The organism is Bacteroides zhangwenhongii, from assembly GCF_009193325.2.
In the GTDB taxonomy this organism is placed as follows: domain Bacteria; phylum Bacteroidota; class Bacteroidia; order Bacteroidales; family Bacteroidaceae; genus Bacteroides; species Bacteroides zhangwenhongii.
This window is the reverse complement of record NZ_CP059856.1, coordinates 4,152,599-4,175,342: the sequence shown is the minus strand read 5'-3', so window position 1 is coordinate 4,175,342 and position 22,744 is coordinate 4,152,599. Positions and strand designations below refer to the sequence as shown.

The following is a 22,744-nucleotide window of genomic DNA, read 5'->3' as shown; positions in this document are numbered from 1 at the left end:
TATTGATGAACATTCATAAATTCAAATGGATACTGGCATTTGCCGGAGCAGTAGTCGTAGTGCTTCTGCTCCGGGGATTTGCTTTTACATCCTACCTTATCCCTTCCACCGGTATGGAAAACTCCATTTTCCAAGGTGAACGCATCTTAGTCAACAAATGGAGTTACGGGTTACGAGTTCCTTTCATGTCGCTCTTCTCCTATCATCGTTGGTGCGAAAGTCCTGTACAGCGACAAGATATCGTAGTGTTCAATAATCCGGCCGGAATCCGGGAACCTATCATCGACCGCCGGGAAATCTATATCAGCCGTTGTCTCGGAGTGCCGGGTGACACCTTATTTGTTGATTCCCTTTTCTCAGTTATTTCACCCGAAGCACAGTTCAACCCGGATAAGAAAAGGCTTTATTCGTACCCTGCCTCAAAAGAAAATCTGATAACTTCACTGATGCATACGCTTTCCATCACCAACGACGGATTGATGGGAAGCAATGATAGTACCCACGTGCGCAGTTTCAGCCGTTATGAATACTATCTGCTGGAACAGACGATGAATGGAAAAGAGTGCTTCATTCAACCTCTGTCGAACAAGGGAAACACTGATCCGAATCCACTGATTGTTCCCCAAAAGGGACAATTTATACGTGTCTGTCCCTGGAACATAACCCTGCTACGAAATACACTCGTGATGCACGAAGGCAAACAGGCAGAGATAAAAAACGATACCCTCTACGTGGACGGAAAGCCCACGAAACACTGTTATTTCACAAAAGATTATTATTGGATGGGGTCTAACAATACCATCAACTTCTCCGACTCGCGTCTTTTCGGATTTGTCCCGCAAGACCATGTCATCGGAAAAGCCTCCGTCATATGGTTCTCCAAAGAAAAAGATACAGGGCTGTTTGACGGATACCGATGGAACCGTTTTTTCAGAACAGTGAAATAATCTCCGGATCATAAAAGAAACTACTCCTGAATAATATCCTTCATTATAGAGTCCCCTAAACGAATTAAAATGAAAGAAATGAAAATAGCTTATTTATCTTCAGCTTATCTCGCTCCCGTCGAATATTATACCAAGTTGCTGGCTTATGACAAGGTGTTTGTAGAACAACACGACCACTATATCAAACAAACGTATCGTAACCGATGTACCATTGCCGGCCCATCCGGCGAATTAGCTCTTTCCATCCCAACCGTAAAGCCCGACACATTGAAGTGTCCAATGAAGGATATCCGCATTTCCGACCACGGCAACTGGAGACATCTGCACTGGAACGCCATCGAATCAGCCTACAACAGTACTCCTTTCTTTGAATATTACAAGGACGACTTCCGTCCCTTCTACGAAAAGAAATACGAGTTTTTAATCGATTTCAACGAAGAACTATGCCGGATGGTCTGTGAATTGATAGATATTCACCCCACTATGGAGCGTACTAGCGAATATAAGATGGAGTTCGCTCCCGGAGAATTCGATTTTCGGGAAGTCATCCATCCCAAAAAGGATTTCCGGGAAGTAGATACAGAGTTTGTTCCACAACCTTACTATCAGGTTTTCGAGTCCAAACTGGGTTTTCTACCTAATTTGAGTATCATAGACCTGTTGTTCAATATGGGACCGGAAAGTCTGTTGGTACTAGGCAAACAATAACATCACTCTTCTATCCGTATGTAGACAACAAAGGTGAACCATGTCGTCACATTATTTATACTCGTACAGCTTTACGTGTAAAATACTGAATTCTCCGACAGGAATACGTACATGCCTTCCCTGATGGTCCTGATCGCCATTCAGGCGCCGGATATATTTCAGTGAACCATCTTCATTCACGCTGACCTCATCCACAGAGCCGATACCGGCTCTCATACCACCTTGCCATGTATTGTCCGTTTTTTGCGCCTTTCCGCCCACACTGACAAAGCCATCCTCACCCAATGCAACCGAACTTTTCACCTTATTTTCTCCCTGTTTCTTGAATTCAATTACCATGCCACTACCAGCCACTATATACTCATTCGAAGCCAGACGCAACAATACACCTCCTCCTTCGGGCCATACACTTCCATCCCGGGCACGAGGGTCCCACGGTAAAGTGAAGTAATGACGGCAGGTAATCTCCAAATCATCGTATGAAAGTATTCGTTCTTTATTCTCCCCATCAAACAGAAGACCGTTCATCACTCCTATCCCCTGATATTTGGTTAATAAAGGCATCAGTTCTTTCAATTTACCATAGCTTTGCACCAAAGGCGAATCTGCTCTATCCGAACCACTTTCAATGGAGAAAGGACAAAAGCCAATCGCATCATGCTCTCCGAACACATAGAAAGCACGTACTCCATCATTATTTTCCAGGCGAATTTCCGGTATAAAGAGAGGATTATTGTGCAGTTTATACTTTGCCACCCAATCAACGAAACCTTTATCATATAAGTCCGGAGCCAGAAAATCAATGTTGGGTGCTGCATAATGCCATACATCTATCAAATGAGCCAATGGACCTGCCGACGGGTATTCTCCCGGTTTCCTTCCCCTGCTGTTCATTGCTGCATTGACATACAACGGAATATCATAAATAGAACGTGCTAACTTTGCCATTCGTTCTACGTACTGCGCATACGACCAGGCCATAAAAATTTCATCCGTATACACGTCTGCCCCAAACACTTCCTGCCACGTACCTTTCTTCTTGAATCCCTGGCTCTCCCATTTTGCCAGCATTTCGGGATGCAGAGATCTCTTGTTCTTCTGTAAATAGTCGATGAAAAGGGGCGGAACTGGTGCATAAAACAGTTTATCCGCTTCTTTGGAATAATCGCGGGCATCTTCCAACATTCCGATTTCATTCTCTATCTGAACCATGACGACCGTTCTCTCTTCCTCATCCACAGAAGCAATGTGTTTCATCCATTGGGAAAAAGCACGGCTATCCGCCTGAAACACATTCTCCGAAAAGGAACTGGCTATTTCAAGGGGCTTCCCTGTTTTCGTATAGGCACGCGGGTATTTCTTATAATCTTCCTTAAACCAAATTGGAGCGTAACAACTCATTGAGTTTTTCCACGCACCGAACCAAAGGAAAACCACCTTCAAATCATTCGCACGGGCCTGTTGAATCACTTTATCCGTCAGGGTAAAATCAAATTTACCTTCCTGTGGTTCTGTTAAATCCCAATATGTAGGAACCAGTACTGTATTCAGCCCCATACGTTGCAATTTCGGGAATATACGTTCAATATCTTCGATGGAGGAAGCTGAAGAATTTCCCAATTCACCGCCAATCACTAAGAATGGCTTTCCATCTACCATAAGTTGTGTGGTACTTCCCTGTTTCTGCAAATACGGAAGTTTCTGCTGTGCTTGAAGAGGCAGAATAAAAAGGAATAGAACCCCAAAAAGTGTGTTTCTCATAACAATCAGCTTTATCATATTATCTGAAAGCAAAGTTACAACAATATAAAAAAAGGAGCACAACCTCTTGTGTTCCTTTTCTATCGGACAGGTTACAGATGCTTTATGTTACGTTACATCTGCCTTTATCTATACATTATCTCCGGTTCTTATACCCTCTATTTGCGTTTCCTAAGCAATTTTTAGAGAAAACTGTTTATATCGCTACTTCTTCACAATTCTTCTCTTCATTAGATTCTGCCGCATCCAGCCGATTCAACAAATAGCGTACATTTTGAAGATGTATATCGTTATTCCGATCCATCTTCTTAAACTGCCAACTGTTTTCAGTGGCATCAATATACAATTCATTAACGTTCTCACTGCATCGGCACTTTGGAAACGATTGAGGGTCAGATAAAAAGCCATCATTTCATCATCGGATGAAAAGATAACGTGCATGAGTTGCGTCGCGTCCCCCGGACGAGCCTGCTGGTTGCTTAAAACTTCTTCCATAAGAATCTTAATTAAATGGTGAATAAATTAAGTTCAATGGGGCGATACAGAAGGGTAGTTTTAAGAAATAAAAGAAGCGGTTCCGCCTGTCCCATTGCTCTTCACCATCCATGACAGCAGTAGGTGCACTAACATCCTACATGGGGGTACGAAACCGCCATATAGAATGATGGGACAAGCATAAAAAAGCCTGTCACACTGATACAGCAGGTTCCCCTGCCATGGATTTTGATAAAGAGCATTGCAATGCTAGAATATAAAATCAGAAAAGAGAAAAGAAAATCAGTATAAATAGAAGTTTACAGTAATAAATTAAAGCAGAAGGATAAATGAGAAGATAGCACCGTGAAGATGCTTATATCGTATAGATTAAGGGTCTATACATTCTATTTGTTGGGTATATAGATCCAACAACTCAAGTGTTAATAGCTTAAATATAAAGTATTAATAAATGCAACCGCCGTTACTGTAACGGCAATTCCGCTAATGAAAAACAACACAATATACAATAGGTGGAAGTCTTATCAAAAGAATTCCTACAAGATTAAAACATAAAGCTAAATCCTTTATTGTGAGAAGCTTTATATTTTTGAATTTCCAAAGACAGTGATTTTTTCAATTGCACCGCCATGAAATCCAAAAAAGGCCGGTTGGTTTCATCATCTTGCGCCTGTTGTAAAGAAAGGATATAATCTGCCCTATCCTCCTTAAAAATCTTAGCGGGGAAAAGATGATAGCAGAATTGAATATAGTTCATCAATAAGCGAGCTGCTCTCCCGTTACCATCCACCCAAGGATGAATAGTCACTAAATTGAGGTGAGCATTAAAACTTAATTCGTATTGTTCACGGAACGTTTCCACATTCTTTTGCCGTTCCTGCAATAGGAAGCAAAATTCTTCTACTTTAGCAGGTACTTTTTGATAATCCATATAGGAACGCCCACCTACGCCAGCCGTAACGCCACACAAACGGAACTCACCTCTGGAAGAATCGAAAGAGCCGCCTATTGTATTATGCCTTCCCCCTGTTGTCCGCATCAAAGTAGCGTTTAACTTCTGCAAGAAAGCAGGAGTTATAGCAGTATTGTATTGCGCTTCCTCCTTAGCAAGCTCGTATGCTTTCTTCAGGTCCTCATTCATCAGATGATATACCAAAGGCTTCCCTTTAGCTGTTACACCTTCATCGAAAAGAAGCTGTGCATCCATTTCGGTTAGTGTAGAACCTTCAATGGCTGTAGAATGGGTAATAAGAGAATAGAGGTAGTACTTCTCATAGTCCACCGACTGACTGATACCGAGTTGCTGAAACTCCTTATACAGTTCCTCTATTTCCTGCCAAATACCTTTTTCCATAATAGGTTACCTTAATTGTTATTTTTCCCAAAATTACTTCTGATACAACACTTTACCAAGCGAAACGACTACTTTCTTACTATTTTTTTGCAAACGCAGGGAAAATTAGGCAATAAAAAACGCTAAGTCAATTTGTTGCAATCACTTAGCGTTTTCCGAGTACCCAGACTCTCTGTCATCTCCTTAAAAAATCTCTAACCAAACATCTACCTATTTCAACTCAAATGGTACAATACCTTTAATATCCCTGGATGAACTACCGATAATTGCTTCAAACTTGCCCGGTTCGGCCACCCATTCGTGTTTAGCATCATCAAAGAAACTCAATGCTTTCTTATCAATCGTCAGCGTTACCGCTTTCTCTTCTCCCGGAGCCAGTTTCACTTTCTGGAAACCTTTCAACTCTTTGATCGGACGAGGGAGAGAGGATTTCTTATCGCTGATATAAAACTGAACAACTTCTTGCCCCTCACGCATTCCTGTATTCTTCACATTGACCGTGAAAGAGATAGTATCATCTGCTGTCATTGTTTTCTTGTCAGCCGAAGGCTTTCCATAGGCGAAAGTAGTGTAGCTCAATCCGTGTCCGAACGGGAACAACGGTTTGATTTTTTCTTTATCCGCCCAACGATAACCTACAAAGATATCCTCACGATAGATTTCATTAATAGTATCTCCCTTATGTTTAGACTGTGCCAATTCTTCTTTATTGCCCGGATATTCTCCTAATTTATGAGCCCCCACATCTTCCAGTTTTGCCGGGAAGGTGAAAGGAAGTTTTCCCGAAGGATTGGCGTCTCCTACTAATACGGAGGCAAGAGCCGTTCCGGCTTCCGAACCCAGAAACCATCCCTGAACAATAGCAGGCACTTCATTCACCCAGGGCATGGCTACCGCATTACCGGAAATATTAACCACAATCAGGTTTTTATTTACCTTTGCAAGTTCACTAATCACTCTATCCTGTGCGTATGGCAAACCTAAAGAAGCACGGTCCGAATCTTCACAGTCCTGATGGCTACTCTTATTCAGACCACCGAAAAAGATTACATAATCAGCATCTTTAGCCACCTGCAGAGCCTCAGCAAGGAGTTCATCTTCCGAACGATCATCTTTCAAGTTCTGTCCGGTCTTCACTCCATTATATTCTCCTGTCGGATCACCGACATACCCACGGGCATATACAACCTCTGCCTGCGATCCCACTCGATTTTTCAATCCATCCAACGGAGAAACCTCATATTTGACTTTCAAAGAAGAACTACCACCGCCTACTGTCATCATCTTAATCGCATTCTCACCGATAACGGCAATCTTCTTCGCTTTGTTCAGATCGATAGGCAACACGTTATTATTATTCTGCAAAAGAACAATTCCCTCCTCGCCTATCTTTCGTCCGGCTTGCCCGTGTTCGGGAGAGCCTAAAGAACCGAACGGTTTATTCGGATCCATTGAGGTGCGGAAAATCAGACGAAGGACATTACTTACCTTTTCATCCAACTCTTTTGTACCGACTTTCCCTTCCTTTATCAACCGCAGATAAGGGAAAGCCAAATAGTAATTATCGTAAGCGTTTCTCGTTCCGGCAGATAATCCGTTTGTCCACGAACCAAACTCCAGATCCATACCGTTATAGATGGCCTGTTCGGTATGATGCACACCTCCCCAGTCAGACACCACTACTCCGTCGAAGCCCCATTCATCCCGAAGAATATCTTTGAGCAAACGTTTATTGTGGCAACCATGTTGTCCTTGATAAAGGTTATAGGAACCCATTATCGACCAAGTTCCCCCTTCCTGAACAGCAGCCTTAAAAGTCGGCAGATATATCTCATAAAGCGCACGGTCGCTTACTTCAACATTAGTTGTATGCCGGTTGAACTCCTGATTATTCAACGCATAATGTTTCACACAGGCAGCCACTCCGTTTTCCTGTACCCCCTTGATGTAAGGAACTACCATAATGGAAGACAAATAAGGATCTTCGCCCATATATTCAAAATTACGTCCGTTCAAAGGGGTACGATAAATATTCACACCGGGACCTAACAGAATGTCTTTCTTCCGGTAGCGTGCTTCTTCACCGATACTTTTTCCATAAAGGTAGGACATTTCGGGATTCCACGTCGCGGCAAGGCAAGTGAGTGCGGGATAAGCAATACAAGAATCGTTTGTCCATCCTGCCTGATTCCATTCATCCCATAATACTTCCGGACGGATACCGTGAGGACCATCGGTAGCCCATACTTCCGGAATGCCGAGACGGGGTACACCTGCCGAACTAAATTTAGACTGTGCATGAATCATCTTGACCTTTTCTTCAAGAGTCATCCGGTTCAACGCATCTTTCACTCGCTCTTCGATTGGCTTGTTTGTATCCAAATATACCGGTTTCTGCGCACAGACAGGCAATGCGGTCATTATGGATAGGCCAAGTAACATTGCTTTGAGTTTCATATTCATATAATTTCTATTCTTATTCAGACTTTACTATCACAGTATTCATACTTTGAGCCAGATTCTCAATTGTTGATTTCGAACCATCCAACGGAGCATAGATTTCCAAACTGGACTTCAACATACTTCCATCACAAAGTTTGTTTATTTCTTCCTCATTCATTGCCGAACGGTAGAAGAACAGTTCACTGTACTCTCTGCCCTCTGTAGAACTATTATCACCGATAATAAACTTACCTACAGTCAGTTTCTCGTTCAATTCTCCTGCTAAACTCTTATCGGTGTATAGCAATGTACGTCCTTGTGCATAATAATGTGTCAAAGATACTACATGCCATTGATTATCCGTAACATCTCCACCTACTATTTTACCTTGCGATGGAGAGTTATATACTACCTTTCCCTCCTGAATCTTCAAAGTTCCCATAGTATTGCCACCATTTGTAAAAGTGGCAATCGTTCCATCTGTAGCACCTTTCACTTTAAAGGAGATTGTAAACGGATGTACTGTTTCTTCCGGAGTAAATTCCAAAACCTTTCCCGCCAAAGTGTATGAAGTTCCGGAGACACGTGCAGGAAGAATCTTACCAGCTTCTATTGCATCAAACAACGAAGGAACCATGGCATAAAGGAATTCACGATGTCCTTCTGTATTCGGATGATAAAGATCCGTACCATTCTGATAACCGTCTGCCCATTTACCACTACCGTTATCTATTGCACCTAACATATTGACAGAAGGAAGATCCCACTCATGAATCAGCAGATTCATCTGTTTTACATACCTATAATCGCTCTCCTCAAAATCTCCACGAGTATAATTATTCATCATCACAGGATATTTACCGTCTTCACGCGCTTTCCTAATCAAGGTCTGCATATTGTCTTTGAATTGATTATAGATAGCCTGCTGATCGGCAGCCCCATGTATTCCCTCATTACCCAAAGAAAGTCCGAAGATAACATACTTGCCACAGTCATACAACAAATCATTGTAACGAGCCAACAAATTCAATGTACTGTTTCCACCAATAGAAATACCAGATGTATACCATGGCAGACGGGTCTCCTGATTCTTGAAACGCTCGTCCTGCAATTCACCGAACATATAGGCATAACCATGATTACTGTCTGCCCCCTGTCCGTTAGCGACAGAAGATCCCATTACAGAAATCTTAAAAGGATCTATACCTTCTTCACCACAATCAATATAGAAAGCGAAACGACGGAGATCTAAAGTGATATTATACGTACCATGATTCAAATTTATATCACTGGAAGAATAGCCGGAATTGGAGAAAACCACTTCATTAGGAGTATCAGAAATACGTTTCATTGTATAATCCCAACTTTTGTTCATAATAAAGTTGAAACGGGCACGGTCACTTGCCGTACCAAGTCCGGTCAGTTTTACCCGTCCGCCCCATACACCTTTACCTTGATAGGCAAGCGGTACACCAGCTCCGGCATTCCAACCTCCTTCCGTAACACTCCCAACAATACTCCATTCTTCTACCGGAGTAATGGTATAACTCTTTTTTGACATATCCACTACAATATATACCGGACCTGTCACCTCTGCCGAAATACCGTAACTATTCATCGCCACAACACCAGGTTCATGTCCCTTTCCAATATCAGTAGATACGCCCTCCGGTGTTACCCCCTTGAAAGAAAACTTACCCGATTGAAGTGACAAAAAAGCTTCAAACTTATTACTTACCTTGTCCGTCGGAGAAATCACGTGCATAGGCACTTCTCCTTCTTCTACCGCACTACCGGTTATTGTCAATGAAGTAAATGTTTGGGGACGTTTTACATCGGTATATTCTTCTAGCTTCAAAGCATTTATTGCCATATATGCTCCCGTACTACGAGAAACAGCAAAGGTCAGAGTGCCTTCTTCATCCGGATAGACTAATCCGGACTCACAGATATTTCCAATATTCTGGTTAACCCCTTCCCCGCCTAAGTTTGTTCCGGCAATCTGCAACTCACCTTGATAACTGTTCAACCCGGACATCGTATAATAAGCAACACGTTTCTCTGTGGCACTTCGGCTACCGAACGCATAGAACTTATATGCCTTCTCCTTATCCAAGCCGGAAATGGTAAAGTTATTGCCATTCTCCCCACTCTCTATATAGAAATAATCTTCTGTAGCTGTAGATACGGCAAAATCTTTCAACAACTCTGCGTCAGGAGTTAACAAACCACCTCCACCAGAACCTCCATTAGTAGAAAAACGGGTATTCAACGTAAGTTTATAGTCTACGGAAGTACCTTCCGAGTTAACAAAGTCCTTAAATACAGAGTTAATAGCAGCATGAGTCCCATCATTGTTATAAATATTATTCCAATAGTGTCCGTTCTCATCCGGACTTTTAGTTTGAGAACCTCTATTTTCACCTCCTACCGAACCGAAATCAAAATAAAGGGTTTGTACCAATACAGGATTGATAGGCTCCGGCGCAGGTATCACTACCTCTTCGTCTTCCCCCGGTATGGAAGAGACAACAGGATCATCATCATTGCAAGAACCAACTGACAGCATTCCAAATAATGCAAATACTAAGCATATATATTTTTTCATATCTTACTAATCTTATGATTTATGATTCTTCTATTATTTAACATTGGTATATTCCTCTATTTTCAAGGCATTAAGTGCCGCATAATTACCGACCTTTTTTTCCAGAGTGAACTTTATTTTACCATTTCCATCAGGATAAATAATATCTGATTCACAGATATTTTTTATGTTCTGATTAATACCGTCTCCTCCACAATTAGTTCCTGAAGTTTGCAATTCACCTGTATAATCATTGGATCCCGACATAATATAATTTACTATACGTGTATCAGCGGTTCCCCTACTACCAAAGATGTAAAACTTATATCCTTTTTCCTTATCCAAACCAGAGAAAGTAAAACTCCTATCCTTATTTTCACCATTTTCGGTATAGAAATAATCTTCAGTAACTGATTTTATAGCAAAATCTCCCAATAGTTCTTCCTGAGGACTCATTAAGCCACCTGCACCATCCATTCCATTAGTCGAGAAACGAACGTCTAAAGTTAATTTATATTCCGTTGGAACATTATCCGAATTAATCAAAGGCGAGTAAACAGTACCGGCGTCAGCATATTTAGCCGCATCACCCGTTCCTACATTATTATTACAGATATTATTCCAATAATGATTATTCTTATCAATGCCTTCTGTTAATTCTCCCCTGCCGGAAGTCTTCGAACCGAAATCAAAATACAACGTCTGTACCAGCGTCGGTTGCGGTTTCACCTCTCCATCCGAAATTTTTTCCAGAGAAACTGTCCCCTTATCGTTTCCGGCTGTCAAATCAACAGTTAATACATAAGTAGCTCCTTCCTCAAGGGTTACACCATCTGCTAATACAATATTTCCATCATCATTCCCTTCGTCTATTACTTTGATCAATGCTTTTGAACTTTCAACGACTGTCAATCTTTTATTTTTAGATAACTCTTCTCCCCAATTATTTTGATAGAAAAACTTACAACCTATATAATCATATCTGAAACGCTGTCCTATTGATGAACCATGTTCAGGACCTGCCACTCCGGTAAACTGATATTTCTTAGGCACAATCTCTGATACACTGTAATTATTTCCTGCATTCCATCCGAATTGATAATCCAATGAAGGAGAACCGACTCCCCAACCCATTAGCCAAATAGCACCATGTCCGTCATCAGAAAGAGTAGCCTCCTCATCACCGTTCATGCGGGTCACACTAAAATATTTCTGCTTCATATTAGCTACTACACGATACTTGCCATCCACCGGTAAGAAAGTCAATGTGCCATTGGATTCTTTCCTGAAATAATCCGGATTAATCCACCAGCCATCCAGATCTATACCCACAACTACTATGGCCTGTCCCTGAGTAAATGATTTCTGTATCAGATAAGTATTCGCATCCTGTGCTATCATCTTCTCTCCGTCAAACAATACATTGACCAATGGAGAAACTGCGTATGTAAGCACATTGAAAGTTACCTCATAAGGTTCTGCCTCCGTACCGGAGAAAGTGATGGGATCCACATTCTTCCCTTCCGCAAGCTGATTCTCATTATCCCAGCCGAAAGTCAGTTCGTTACCGTTTTCACCTACTTTCGGGGTTTTAAAATAAGCCTTCATATCCTGAGGAAATCTACCGGTCACACTATAATTATACAGAGACTGCCTCTTCATCAGATATTCTTCACCCATTTCGTCAACCAAAGTGACATAAGGGAAGTCCGGTCGGGACAAAACAACCTCCCGCTCCATTTCCGTAGTAGTGAAATGGATATTCTGAAGAACAAACTTCAAAGTAGCCCTACCATCAATCACGTTGGGATAATAAGGCACAAAGACTTTGCCCGTATAATCGCTACCACTTGTCTTGGTACGAATCACAGTTTCCGACACCAACTCCTCTCCATAAAAAAGTTTCGCTTTCAAAGTAGAAAGAGGTACATCCACATCCGAAGCCTTAATGGTGAACGGGAGACTATCGCCATAAAGCGCACTTACTTTCCCAGCTCCGAGTTCCATATCCGGATTACCCGAAAGGAATTCATCGTCACTACAGGAATTCATGGCCAGTATTCCTACCAATGCCAATATTATATAGATACTTTTATTCATGTCTTTATACTTTTAAGGTTCTTATTTCGACTTCGCCCAACGGTAAGAGGTCACAGACTTGCCAGGAACATCATAAGCAAAATGACGTTTACCATCACTGATAGTTATCTTCTTTGTCTTCTCATTGTTGTTCATCAAAACAAAGGCGTATGTACCATCCGTATTCTCGAAAGCAGAATACATAATATTGCTGTCGGAATAGCCGGATGCACCGATACGTACTGCGCCCGGTTTCACTACACATGAAAGATGGGCAATGATATAATAATGTGAGTTACGAATGATTGTCTTATAGTCACTATTGCTGATATCCACCGCTCCATAGCAAGTCTGGCAACCGCCTTCACGATTGGGAGCACGGTCATTATCAAGCATCAGATTCCATACGATCACCCCTTTACACCAATTGTTCACTGTTCCCAATGCAACTTCTTTCATATCTTCCAGCAATCGCTTTGACAAGTCACGTCCGCTATTCCATGTACCGATAGAAGTTTCCGTAAACAGTAGTTCTTTCTCGGGATAAGCTTTATGGATTTCCAGCAGTTCCTCACGATCGCCGCCATAATTGTGATATGCTGCACCGGCTATATATTGGGATGCATCGCTATCACCGTAAATCTTGACCGGATACTGTTTCTCTGCCTCAAGATTGCTGTAATCATAATTATGATCATAGGCATAAATCTTTGTATCCAATCCCGCAGCCTTGAACTGAGGTCCGAGCGCAGTCTTCACAAAGTCTCTCTGTTCTTCCCAACTCATGTACATCGAAGCCGAATTGCCATGATTCAATGGTTCATTTTGAGGAGTCACAGCATAAATATCAATACCTTCGGCCTTAAATGCCTGTATCCATTTTACGAAATAGGTAGCATAGTCTTGATAATAAGCAGGATTCAGCTGTCCGCTTGTCCATGTCGTCAGCGGGGTAAGATCTTCCAAACTCTTTACCTTCATCCACAAAGGGCAAGTCCAGGGGGCTGCAATAATCTTAATAGAAGGATTAATGGACAGAATCTCTTTCAGAATCGGCAAGATATAGTTTTTCTCTTCACTCTGCAAAGCAAAGTTCTCTATTCCTTTCGTATCGCAACAAGTATACTCGCTCAACGAAAAGTCCGAACAACCAATCGAAATACGAATATAACTAAACCCGAAACCACTATTATCAGAGAATGTTTCGGTCAGGAAATCATGGCGGTCCGCCGGCTGCATCTTTAAAAGATTAAAGCAGGTAGCTCCCGTTATGGCTGCCCCGAAACCATCCATTGTCTGATATTGTTCTGTAGGATCCAGCGTGATAGAAGTAGGTGCCAGGTTATCCTTCGAGCTGAAGTTAACCGCATCACGGGTTAAATCACGTGTCAGGCTGTTGGTCGTTGCATAAATCGTCACATCCCCGGTTGGAACAGGTGCTACCGGTTTTTCTGCGTCGTCACTGTTGCTGCATGCAGCTAATATGGTGAAGCATCCTAAAAAAGTCAATGCTATATTTCTCATGTTTATCATAATCTTAAGTTTCTAATATATTAATAACCCGGATTCTGTTGAATCTTATCATTCGCATCAATTACTGACTGTGGGATAGGCAAGCGATAGGAGTTCTTATCGAAAGCATAAACCTGCGCCTTGCGTCCTGAATCTTTCGCATACACAGCATTCATCACTTCTTCTACCTTGTCCAGACGTACTAAGTCAAACCACCGTTGTCCTTCAAAAGCCAGCTCCAACCGACGTTCTTTAAGCAAAGCGTCAATCATGGAATTCTTGTTTTCACGAATAGATGAAGGAAGTTTCCCCAAACCGGCACGTTCCCGTATTTCATCAATAATACCGGCAGCCGCTTCCAAATCAGGTGTATCCTGCATTATCAATGCCTCTGCCTTCAGCAACAGCACATCAGCATAACGATATTTTATGATACTGCTATTGGCCGAACGGCATTTGTACATGAACGGATAATTATCCGACGGATAATAATTGCTCCATGAGCAGTCATAATAAACAACCGACTCTTTAAAACGAACCTCATCACCTTCTTTCTTGAAAGCATTAATCAAGTCACGTGACGGAGTTACCCATTTCGCCCATGTGAAGTTAGTATTCCAGTTCACCAAATCGCGTCCGAACATCCACGAACACCAATTGCCCGCTCCGGGAGTAAACTGTGCTTCAAGAATAGCCTCCTTTGTGTTACGTACCTTCGCATCCGTATTAGCGTCGTTCATGCCAAACAAATCGCTGAAGTCTTCTACCAAATCGAAGCCATCCGCTTTCACCTCATCACAATATTGGATTACCTTCGTATAGTCACGCAACGGCTTTTCCGCATAAATCTTAGCTAATAATGTACGTGCCACCGATTTGGTGAATAACGTCTTATTGCCCGGTGTATTGTCCGGTGCATACTTCACAGCGTCCAACAAGTCTCTCTCAATCTGCTGGTAAGCTTCAAGCTCCGTATTCTGCTCAGGGAAATACTGGGAATATACATCTTCAATATTATCCGAAGTAATATCATCCGCCACAGTTGTAATCACCGGGAAGTCTCCCCAAAGACGCACCATATCAAACATAATCATAGCACGGAATATCTCCGCTTCCGCTTTATACTGTGCCCGTTCGTCGGCAGTCAATGAATTATCTTTCACCTGGTCGATGTTGCAAATCAGCTTATTGGCACGGGCAATATCCTCCAAATAACGGTTCCAGTCACGCTCCAATACAGAATTCGATCCTTCAATAGAATTATTTTCAAACGGAACGACTTCCGCTCCTGTAGTGCCTGCATAGGCATTATCCGCATGAGAATCCGCAATCAGCAACAAATCCACATACCAATGTTCCTGACGGTCACGCATCTGATTGTAAAGCGTAGTCAGATGGCTTTCAACAGCTGCCTTATCTTTGAACACAATCTTCGTTCCGTTATCCGTTATTCCTTCTGTCACATCCGAATAGGTGTCTAATGGCTCATAATCCAGTGAACAGGAAGAAATCCCCAATAACAGACCGGACGTCAATCCACAAAATATAGCTCTTAGTTTCATAATCTTTCCTTTCATTAGAATTCAACATTAATACCAAACACGTATGATCTGCAATGCGGGTAAGTTCCCCAGTCGATACCCTGCACTGTACCACTATTGCCCCATTGGTTCACTTCCGGATCCATACCGGAGTAACTGGTCCACGTCAGCAGGTTGGTAGCTGTAAAATAAGGTTGCAGACGGGTGATTCCCCATTTCTTCAAGAGTTTACCTTTCACGTTGTATGACAAGGAGACGTCTTTCAACCGCAGATAACTGCCATCCTCCACGAAATAAGTAGAATTCAACAGTTTAAAATTAGCTTTCGGCACATCCGTTATCTGTCCGGGTATCTTCCAACGTCCCAACACGCGGGTCGACTGATTCTTACCGTCATACATACCTTCTGTTTCGATACGTGAGGCGTTATAAATATCATTTCCGTATGAACCTTGTATAAAGATACTTAGATTAAATCCTTTCCAGGAGAATGTATTGGTCATACCGTAAGTGAAATCCGGATTCGGGTCACCGATATAAGTACGGTCGGAAGATGAGATCTTACCGTCATGATTCAAGTCACGATACATCAGCTCACCGGTTTCCGGGTCCACACCGTCGCTGATATAGCCATAGAAACCTCCCAAGGCACGTCCCGGCTCATTACGTACAACATAATCATTGACTACATCCGCTGTCTTCGCATCATAATACACTTTTTGCAATTCCAGCTTCGTCAGTTTATTCCGGTTGAAAGAAATATTGAAATCCGTATCCCAAGTAAATGCTCCGCCACGAAAGTTCTTCGAACTGATAGAAAGTTCAAAACCCTTGTTCACCATTTCACCTTCGTTTCTGGCTATCGAAGTGGCTGCGGCAGCACCGGCAGGCAGAGATACATTCATCAGCATATTCTTTGTTTTCTTATAGTAGTAGTCCGCATTGAACGTTAACCGTCCATTCAAGACTGTCAGATCCAAACCGATATTTGTCTGTGTGGTTGTCTCCCAAGTTAAATCGGATGTACGTAAGTTCGCCTGACTGATGGTCGGTACGGCATTGGCATAATCCGTCTTATCCCCTTCCTCACCTTTCTTAAACCATTCGATACGACCGATGTTATAACGTTGCAGATAAGCATAGTCTCCGATACCCGATTGGTTACCCGTTTGTCCCCAACCTCCACGCAGCTTCAAGTCATCAATCCAGGTCAGATCTTCCATAAACTTCTCTGAAGAGATACGCCAAGCGGCAGAGAATGATGGGAATACCCCCCAGCGATGGTCAGGATGCAGTTTAGAGGAACCATCAGCACGGATATTGGCAGTCAGCAGATACTTACTGTCGAAATTATAGGCTACACGTCCGAAGAATGACATGATACCCCATTGGGAAGCCCCTGTTCCGGTATTATCCCAAGAAATCTTATTGGCCGCATTCAAGGTCTGGATCTGGTCATCACGATAATGAGAACCGTTAATCCAACTGTTTGAATAGTCGGAATCCGTCCACGACGAACCGGCCATGACTTCCAGTCCATGCTTTTTGAAGTTCTTATTATAAGTCAAGACATTATCAAATGTCAGGACCGTATTCATGTTCCGATTATCCGAAGCCTCTCCATATTGGTTGCGTCCCCAAGTAGTGGAAATAGGATCAAGGAAAGTAGTATTGACAGCATTACGGCGGTCAAGAGTAAGTGTCGATTTGAATTTCAACTCAGGAAGAATCGTCAGCAACACGTTACCGGAAGCCAATAAACGATTTTCTTTATCTTTATTGTTCTTTGCACGTGCCATATTCTCCAGCGGATTGGTGATATTGCCCACTCCATAAAAATTATTATAATACTGGTTAGGGTTCAAAGCGTCCCAAACCGGAGCATACGTCGGAGTATTGATAACCGCCAGAATAACACCTCCCCGATTCGCTCCTGTTCCCATAGCGCCTCCTCCATTGCTTGTATAGTCGGAATAAGAGATATTAGCACTAACGGTCAACCATTTACGAACCTGATTTTCGAGATTCACACGGAAGTTATAACGTTTGTAATAAGAGATGTCCAACACACCTTGTTCATTCAGATATCCGGCAGAAAGGTAGTATTTCATCTTCTCGTTGCCATTGGATACAGCAATCTGATAATTCTGGGTCTTCCCTGTCTGGTATGTCTCGTCAAACCAATCGGTGCGGTCGGGCAATCCGTCAGGCAGAGACACCAGTCCGATCTCGTCCTGCAATTCTTTGTACTGTGCCGCATTCAAGGACTCCACTTTATCGGCCACTTTATTCAGTCCGAACTGGGCAGTCAGAGAAACTTTCGCATTTCCCGTCGCACCTGCTTTTGTCGTAATAAGGATCACACCGTTAGCGGCACGCGAACCGTATATAGATGCGGAAGAAGCATCTTTCAAGATCTGCATACTCTCAATATCATTCGGAGAAAGGAACTTGATATTGTCTACCGGCACTCCGTCTACTACATATAGCGGATCGTTACTCCCATTCATTGAAGTAGTACCACGCACACGGATAGACATCTCGCCTCCCGGCGTACCATTGGGCTGGATGACCGATACACCTGCCGCCTTACCCTGAATGGCCTGTCCGGCAGATACAATGGGACGCATATCCAGATCTTTGGTGGATACGGAAGAAATGGCTGTCGTCACATCTTTCCGTTTCACCGAGCCATAACCGATTACCACCACTTCATCGAGCACTTCATTATCTTCCTGAAGTGTGACCTTCATTTGACGGGCAGCCTTCATCTCCTGCGACTTATAGCCCACATAAGAGAATACCAGAATGGCATTTTGTTGAACATTTAATGAGAAGTTACCGTCCAGATCGGTAATCGCACCGTTAGTCGTTCCTTTTTCCTGTACACTAACACCGATAAGCGGTTCGTTCTGCGCATCCAGCACCTGACCGGAGGCAGTAATTTGTTGTGCGGATGCACTCAATGATAGAAACATTGCCAGAATAGCAAAGAGAATCTTGCGACTCCCCGAAAGGATTTTTCGCCTGTTCTTTTTCATGCGTACTAATTTTAAAGTTAATAATAAAGTCCGTCCGCAATGGAGTTCCTCTCATTGCTTCCGAAGCACAGGTCAAAATTATAAAGAAATGAGAACGGATTCATAAGAGGGGGGCAATAAGTGGATACCATTAAAAGGCAAACATCTCATTTCCAAACGCTTAATTTCTTTTCTTCAGTCTAAAAAAGTGGATAGTTTACAGCCTTGATTAGCGGATTTTCCGTACTAAATCCTCAAAATCCTCTCTCGAGCCACGAGTTTTGTTCTTCACTTTTGCACGGTAATTATAGATTGTGTTCACCGAATAACGAAGGAACTCGGCGATCTGTGAACTGTCTTCAATGCCTAGACGTATCAAAGCGAAAATACGTAATTCGGTATTCAACAGTTCGTCTTTCTTCAATACAATCCGTTCATTATCCTGCAGCAGGTCATTAAACTTCTTCACGAAATCGGGGAACAGATGTAGAAAGGCTGTATCGAAGTTGGCATACAGCTCTTCCAACTCTTCGTCAAGAGCGTCCTGCGAACGGGTTATCTTTAAAAGTTCCGCTATCTGTCCGGCGGATACTTTCTTATTCACCATACGCCGATAAGCATCCAAACGGTTAATATAGGTGGAGCACAGCTTGATAAACCGTGCGATATATTCCTCCTTAATCTGATTGGACTCCGAAAGTTCCATGTTGGTGGAGGACAGGCAACTGTTCATCTGCCTCAACTCCTCATTCAGTCCGTTTAACTGCTCGTTAGCCTGTTGAAGATGGTTTCGTGCATCCGCAAGTTTCTTCATCTGACGATAGATATAGCCCAAAGCCACTATCAACAGTACCAACAATGTAGTGATAAGCAACAGATATTGCTGGAGACGACCGTTCTGCTTTTCAATCATTGCCTGATAAGTCTTGTCAATCAGCGAAAGTACATCAGCACTTTGCCAGCTACGCAAACGGGCATTGTAGAACTTGGTCGCATTCCATGAAAAACGCATATACTGATAGGCACGCTCCATATCTCCGTCCTCATAAAGAAGTTGGGCAAGCATCCACAGCGACGCATGATCTTTAATAGCCGAACGGATATCTGAAATAGCGGAGAGGCAGAGATTCTTCTCCTCCCCTAGATGATCCCCACTGTACTTGTAGATGAGGGAACGATGATAAGTGGCCATCGCATATTGGGGTGTATACGGCTCCATCTCCGCCAATCGGAGGGCATTTATTTTCAAGGCTTCCTCATATTGATGTTGGTCACGAAGCAACGCTTCACGCATCAACAGACGTTCTTCCGATGCAGGCGGCAATATGGCGTACAAAGAATCCCTATATGCCTGCGAGATACTCCAATAATGTCCCGAAAGGGCTTTATCCTGTGTATAAACGCTCAATTCGCCATACACATGGTCAAAGCAAGTGTAATAATCCGGGATTAAGCGAGCGGCTACTTCCTGACGATCTACCGACTCCAAGACGTCGATAGACTCTGTATACATCCCCGTCGAAGATAATAGTAATGAGAGCTGCAGCTTGCTTTCTATCTTCCGGTCTGTATCATGCAGATACTCTGCAATCCGTATATTCTCATTCAAATAATGAATGGCGGAATCGCAGATAAAAGCTCTGTATTCTTTGTATATCTGATTATTCAAGTTGTAATGTTCCGCTGACTTGACCTCTGTTCCATTTACCAATGACTTAAGATGTCCGATACGCGACTCACGCTGGGCAACGTATGTCTCATGCTCTTGAATCGTCCGGTCAAGCACGTTCAAGAGTGAATCTAAAGTCTTATCGGCCCAAGTATATAACGGCAAAGAAAGAAATACAAGGAATAACAGACTATTCTTTTTCATTGGAGTATCAAGCTTTAAAGTACAAAGGTTAGTTATTCAGTCATTTTTCTTCTTCCACCATCCAGCGCTCCACATTCCGCTTTTCCGCACTGAACTCTACACCGACTTTTATCACTTGCCGACCCTCTGCCACATAAGGAAGCGTATAGCCTTTCTCTTCAATCTGTTGCAGGGCCTGTCCGGCAGTTCCTTTCAACTTAAACTCGAATACATAAACAAACTTAGGAGTCTTTACAACAGCGTCTGCACGACCCCGTGAACTATGGACCTCCGCTTGGGTGAACTGCCCCATCAATTTAAATATCAAATAAATGACTACCTGATAGTGACGCTCTGTACGGTCATTCAGTTCGTATGGGAAATCAGCGAAGAAGGCTTCAAAGCGGCGCATGAAAGCATCGACATCGCCACTCTCCAATTCGTGAATGAACTTACCAATATAAAAACTACGCTCCTCATCCGTAACCGATGTATAAAATGGTACCAGAAAATTGAGAAAACCATAGCGAACTTCATCGTTAGGAAAACCTAGACGATACATCTGAAAACGCTTATCATAATCCTTTATAGTCAGATAACCACTCTGATAAATCAACGGGATAGGATTCTTTCTATCCGCACGGTATTCGGTAAAAGCGGAAGCGGCTGTCTCTATACCGTCCATCAACAAACGAAGATCGTAATCGCTCTCTTTCAACAGTTCTACAAGAAAAGTAGGTGTACCGGTCTGGAACCAGTAATTGCCGAACTCTTTACTGAAGAACGCATTCAAAACACTGAACGGATTAAATACACCTTCGCCATTGGGATGAAAATGATAACCGTCATATTGACGAGTCATCGCATCCACAACTTCCTCCACATTCATGCCATTGGCACGCGACAAAGCCATAAGTTCAGGCTCAAAATTGGAAAGAAGCTCTTCATGCGTGATACCGCAAAGAGTAGAGAAATCATAATTCATACTGATGTCATTCAACTGATTCAAGTCACTGAACACACTAACTTGAGAAAACTTTGTGACACCGGTCAGAAACGCAAAACGGAGGTAACGGTCCGCACTCTTCAATACCCCGTAAAAAGCCTTTAAGGTAGAACGGTAAGACTCAAGGAGAGGTTCATTCTGAATGGCCTGCAACAGTGGCTTATCATACTCATCTACCAATACCACAACACCCTTGCCCGTCTGTTCGGAAGCACGGCGGATGACATAAGCAAAACGTTCTTCCGAAGCACGGTCACGCTTTTCTTCTCCATACACCGCTTCCCATCGTTCTAAGTGCTGATTTAAAATAGCATCCAAATCCGCCGGAGTGGTGTACTTACGGGCATTCAAGTCGAGATGAAGTACTGGATGCTCTTCCCACTTCTTCTCCAACTCTTCCACAGCAAGTCCCGTAAAAAGCTCACGCCTCCCCTTGAAGTAGGCTTCGAACGTAGATATCAACAGACTTTTCCCGAACCGGCGCGGACGACTTAAGAAGAAAGGCTTGCCAATGTTCGCTATAGTCCACATCAATGCCGTTTTATCCACATACAGATACCCGTCATTGCGAATATCCTCGAAAGTCTGAATCCCGATGGGAAGTTTTCTACCCGTTACCAACATACTGCTTCTGTTTTTAGATTGTTATCACACACGTATCTGCTACAAAAATACGAATTATACAGACGAAAACAAGTAGCATTCCTCTTTTTTAATTAGAATCACTCTTCATCCGTTCCGCAAATGCGCACACAAGCTACAGATCGTCAACGGGCGGCACAATAAAATGCATCTGATTGCCACGTCCCACTCTCTTGATAATCCCTTCGGCCGCAAAAGACTTGAGGTCAGCAAGCGCGGAGTTCTTCAAGCGACCTGTGATTTCAGTATAAGTAGTCCTTGTGATGAACCCATGCTTCCGGATATGCTGCAATACAATTTGTTCCAGTTGCTCCCTGTCCCACTCTTTCGAAGTACGGAAACCGATACATCTCCTACGTTCCAAATCTCCCCTGATACCGGTACGGAAAGACTTGGACGCACGGAAATTCACTCCATCAAAGGAAACGGAATTTGAACGCAAGTCATTCTTGTTCTCCACCAGGCGGGACTTTACTTTGGCAGAGAAGAATCCGAACTCTCCCAACTCCACCCGATATCCTTCACTCAGGTACTCCAACGTCTCGTTCTGTAACTCGGAAAGGATTCCTTCTATCATCCCCTCCTTGAAACCGGTTCTTTGGGCCACTGTCCGGATAAGACGCTCTGCCGTAATCGTTCCGCTATACACAATGTCAGCATACATTGTTTCCTTCTCACCCTCTTTCGTGGTAAGGGACGGTTTTTTCTTCAAATTGTAATAAGCCATAATTCTTTTCTTACTATGTTTAGGACTCTTCAGTGCAGAGAATAAGAATGTTCAGTGCAGAAAACAGTGCG

13 protein-coding genes and 1 pseudogene are annotated in these 22,744 nt (G+C 42.9%); 2 read left to right on the top strand and 12 right to left on the bottom strand.

Annotated elements, in window-relative coordinates:
* Positions 1 to 5 precede the first annotated feature (5 nt).
* Together lepB and GD630_RS16565 are read left to right on the top strand one after the other, a co-directional pair.
* Positions 6 to 947 carry a signal peptidase I gene (gene lepB / locus GD630_RS16570; RefSeq protein ID WP_143867085.1) on the top strand — a complete coding sequence of 314 codons (942 nt, stop codon included), beginning with the start codon at positions 6 to 8 and terminating at the stop codon, positions 945 to 947.
* Positions 948 to 1,016: 69 nt separating this feature from the next.
* The gene (locus GD630_RS16565; protein ID WP_118419408.1) at positions 1,017 to 1,655 is read left to right on the top strand and encodes a WbqC family protein; all 639 of its coding nucleotides are present in this window, start codon (positions 1,017 to 1,019) and stop codon (positions 1,653 to 1,655) included.
* 51 nt (positions 1,656 to 1,706) lie between these two features.
* On the opposite strand, the gene GD630_RS16560 is transcribed toward GD630_RS16565, so the two are convergent.
* The 12 genes and pseudogenes from GD630_RS16560 to GD630_RS16505 all read right to left on the bottom strand — a co-directional run bounded on the left by GD630_RS16560 (position 1,707) and on the right by GD630_RS16505 (position 22,673).
* Positions 1,707 to 3,416 carry a GH35 family beta-galactosidase gene (locus GD630_RS16560; RefSeq protein ID WP_143867087.1) on the bottom strand — a complete coding sequence of 570 codons (1,710 nt, stop codon included), beginning with the start codon at positions 3,414 to 3,416 and terminating at the stop codon, positions 1,707 to 1,709.
* Between the two features lie 196 nt (positions 3,417 to 3,612).
* Positions 3,613 to 3,911: pseudogene (locus GD630_RS16555) on the bottom strand (hypothetical protein).
* A 544-nt stretch (positions 3,912 to 4,455) separates the two neighbouring features.
* Positions 4,456 to 5,265 carry a Fic family protein gene (locus GD630_RS16550; protein WP_143867089.1) on the bottom strand — a complete coding sequence of 270 codons (810 nt, stop codon included), beginning with the start codon at positions 5,263 to 5,265 and terminating at the stop codon, positions 4,456 to 4,458.
* A gap of 210 nt (positions 5,266 to 5,475) precedes the next feature.
* The gene (locus GD630_RS16545; RefSeq protein WP_143867091.1) at positions 5,476 to 7,728 is read right to left on the bottom strand and encodes a glycoside hydrolase family 3 C-terminal domain-containing protein; all 2,253 of its coding nucleotides are present in this window, start codon (positions 7,726 to 7,728) and stop codon (positions 5,476 to 5,478) included.
* Positions 7,729 to 7,741: 13 nt separating this feature from the next.
* The gene (locus tag GD630_RS16540) at positions 7,742 to 10,315 is read right to left on the bottom strand and encodes a GDSL-type esterase/lipase family protein (RefSeq protein ID WP_143867094.1); all 2,574 of its coding nucleotides are present in this window, start codon (positions 10,313 to 10,315) and stop codon (positions 7,742 to 7,744) included.
* Positions 10,316 to 10,348: 33 nt separating this feature from the next.
* On the bottom strand, positions 10,349 to 12,394 hold the full coding sequence (locus tag GD630_RS16535) for a DUF5016 domain-containing protein (RefSeq protein WP_143867096.1): 2,046 nt from the start codon (positions 12,392 to 12,394) through the stop codon (positions 10,349 to 10,351).
* 21 nt (positions 12,395 to 12,415) lie between these two features.
* Positions 12,416 to 13,906 carry a glycoside hydrolase family 30 protein gene (locus tag GD630_RS16530; RefSeq protein ID WP_143867098.1) on the bottom strand — a complete coding sequence of 497 codons (1,491 nt, stop codon included), beginning with the start codon at positions 13,904 to 13,906 and terminating at the stop codon, positions 12,416 to 12,418.
* 20 nt (positions 13,907 to 13,926) lie between these two features.
* The gene (locus tag GD630_RS16525; protein ID WP_182505645.1) at positions 13,927 to 15,462 is read right to left on the bottom strand and encodes a RagB/SusD family nutrient uptake outer membrane protein; all 1,536 of its coding nucleotides are present in this window, start codon (positions 15,460 to 15,462) and stop codon (positions 13,927 to 13,929) included.
* Positions 15,462 to 18,467 carry a SusC/RagA family TonB-linked outer membrane protein gene (locus GD630_RS16520; protein ID WP_007762894.1) on the bottom strand — a complete coding sequence of 1,002 codons (3,006 nt, stop codon included), beginning with the start codon at positions 18,465 to 18,467 and terminating at the stop codon, positions 15,462 to 15,464. Before GD630_RS16520 ends, GD630_RS16525 begins: the two co-directional genes overlap by 1 nt.
* A 208-nt stretch (positions 18,468 to 18,675) precedes the next feature.
* Positions 18,676 to 20,319 (bottom strand): DUF6377 domain-containing protein, encoded by a 1,644-nt coding sequence (locus GD630_RS16515; protein ID WP_143867100.1) that lies wholly within the window; start codon positions 20,317 to 20,319, stop codon positions 18,676 to 18,678.
* Between the two features lie 40 nt (positions 20,320 to 20,359).
* Entirely contained in the window at positions 20,360 to 21,928 is a 1,569-nt protein-coding gene (locus tag GD630_RS16510; protein ID WP_143867102.1) for an ATP-binding protein, read from the bottom strand.
* 133 nt (positions 21,929 to 22,061) lie between these two features.
* On the bottom strand, positions 22,062 to 22,673 hold the full coding sequence (locus tag GD630_RS16505) for an HU family DNA-binding protein (protein ID WP_007762888.1): 612 nt from the start codon (positions 22,671 to 22,673) through the stop codon (positions 22,062 to 22,064).
* Positions 22,674 to 22,744: the final 71 nt, after the last annotated feature.

What these genes read in the sequence shown, in the direction of transcription:
- lepB (WP_143867085.1), top strand. Translation starts at nt 6, where the DNA reads ATGAACATTCATAAATTCAAATGGATACTGGCATTTGCCGGAGCAGTA.
- GD630_RS16565 (WP_118419408.1), top strand. Translation starts at nt 1,017, where the DNA reads ATGAAAGAAATGAAAATAGCTTATTTATCTTCAGCTTATCTCGCTCCC.
- GD630_RS16560 (WP_143867087.1), bottom strand. Translation starts at nt 3,416, where the DNA reads ATGAGAAACACACTTTTTGGGGTTCTATTCCTTTTTATTCTGCCTCTT.
- GD630_RS16550 (WP_143867089.1), bottom strand. Translation starts at nt 5,265, where the DNA reads ATGGAAAAAGGTATTTGGCAGGAAATAGAGGAACTGTATAAGGAGTTT.
- GD630_RS16545 (WP_143867091.1), bottom strand. Translation starts at nt 7,728, where the DNA reads ATGAATATGAAACTCAAAGCAATGTTACTTGGCCTATCCATAATGACC.
- GD630_RS16540 (WP_143867094.1), bottom strand. Translation starts at nt 10,315, where the DNA reads ATGAAAAAATATATATGCTTAGTATTTGCATTATTTGGAATGCTGTCA.
- GD630_RS16535 (WP_143867096.1), bottom strand. Translation starts at nt 12,394, where the DNA reads ATGAATAAAAGTATCTATATAATATTGGCATTGGTAGGAATACTGGCC.
- GD630_RS16530 (WP_143867098.1), bottom strand. Translation starts at nt 13,906, where the DNA reads ATGATAAACATGAGAAATATAGCATTGACTTTTTTAGGATGCTTCACC.
- GD630_RS16525 (WP_182505645.1), bottom strand. Translation starts at nt 15,462, where the DNA reads ATGAAAGGAAAGATTATGAAACTAAGAGCTATATTTTGTGGATTGACG.
- GD630_RS16520 (WP_007762894.1), bottom strand. Translation starts at nt 18,467, where the DNA reads ATGAAAAAGAACAGGCGAAAAATCCTTTCGGGGAGTCGCAAGATTCTC.
- GD630_RS16515 (WP_143867100.1), bottom strand. Translation starts at nt 20,319, where the DNA reads ATGAAAAAGAATAGTCTGTTATTCCTTGTATTTCTTTCTTTGCCGTTA.
- GD630_RS16510 (WP_143867102.1), bottom strand. Translation starts at nt 21,928, where the DNA reads ATGTTGGTAACGGGTAGAAAACTTCCCATCGGGATTCAGACTTTCGAG.
- GD630_RS16505 (WP_007762888.1), bottom strand. Translation starts at nt 22,673, where the DNA reads ATGGCTTATTACAATTTGAAGAAAAAACCGTCCCTTACCACGAAAGAG.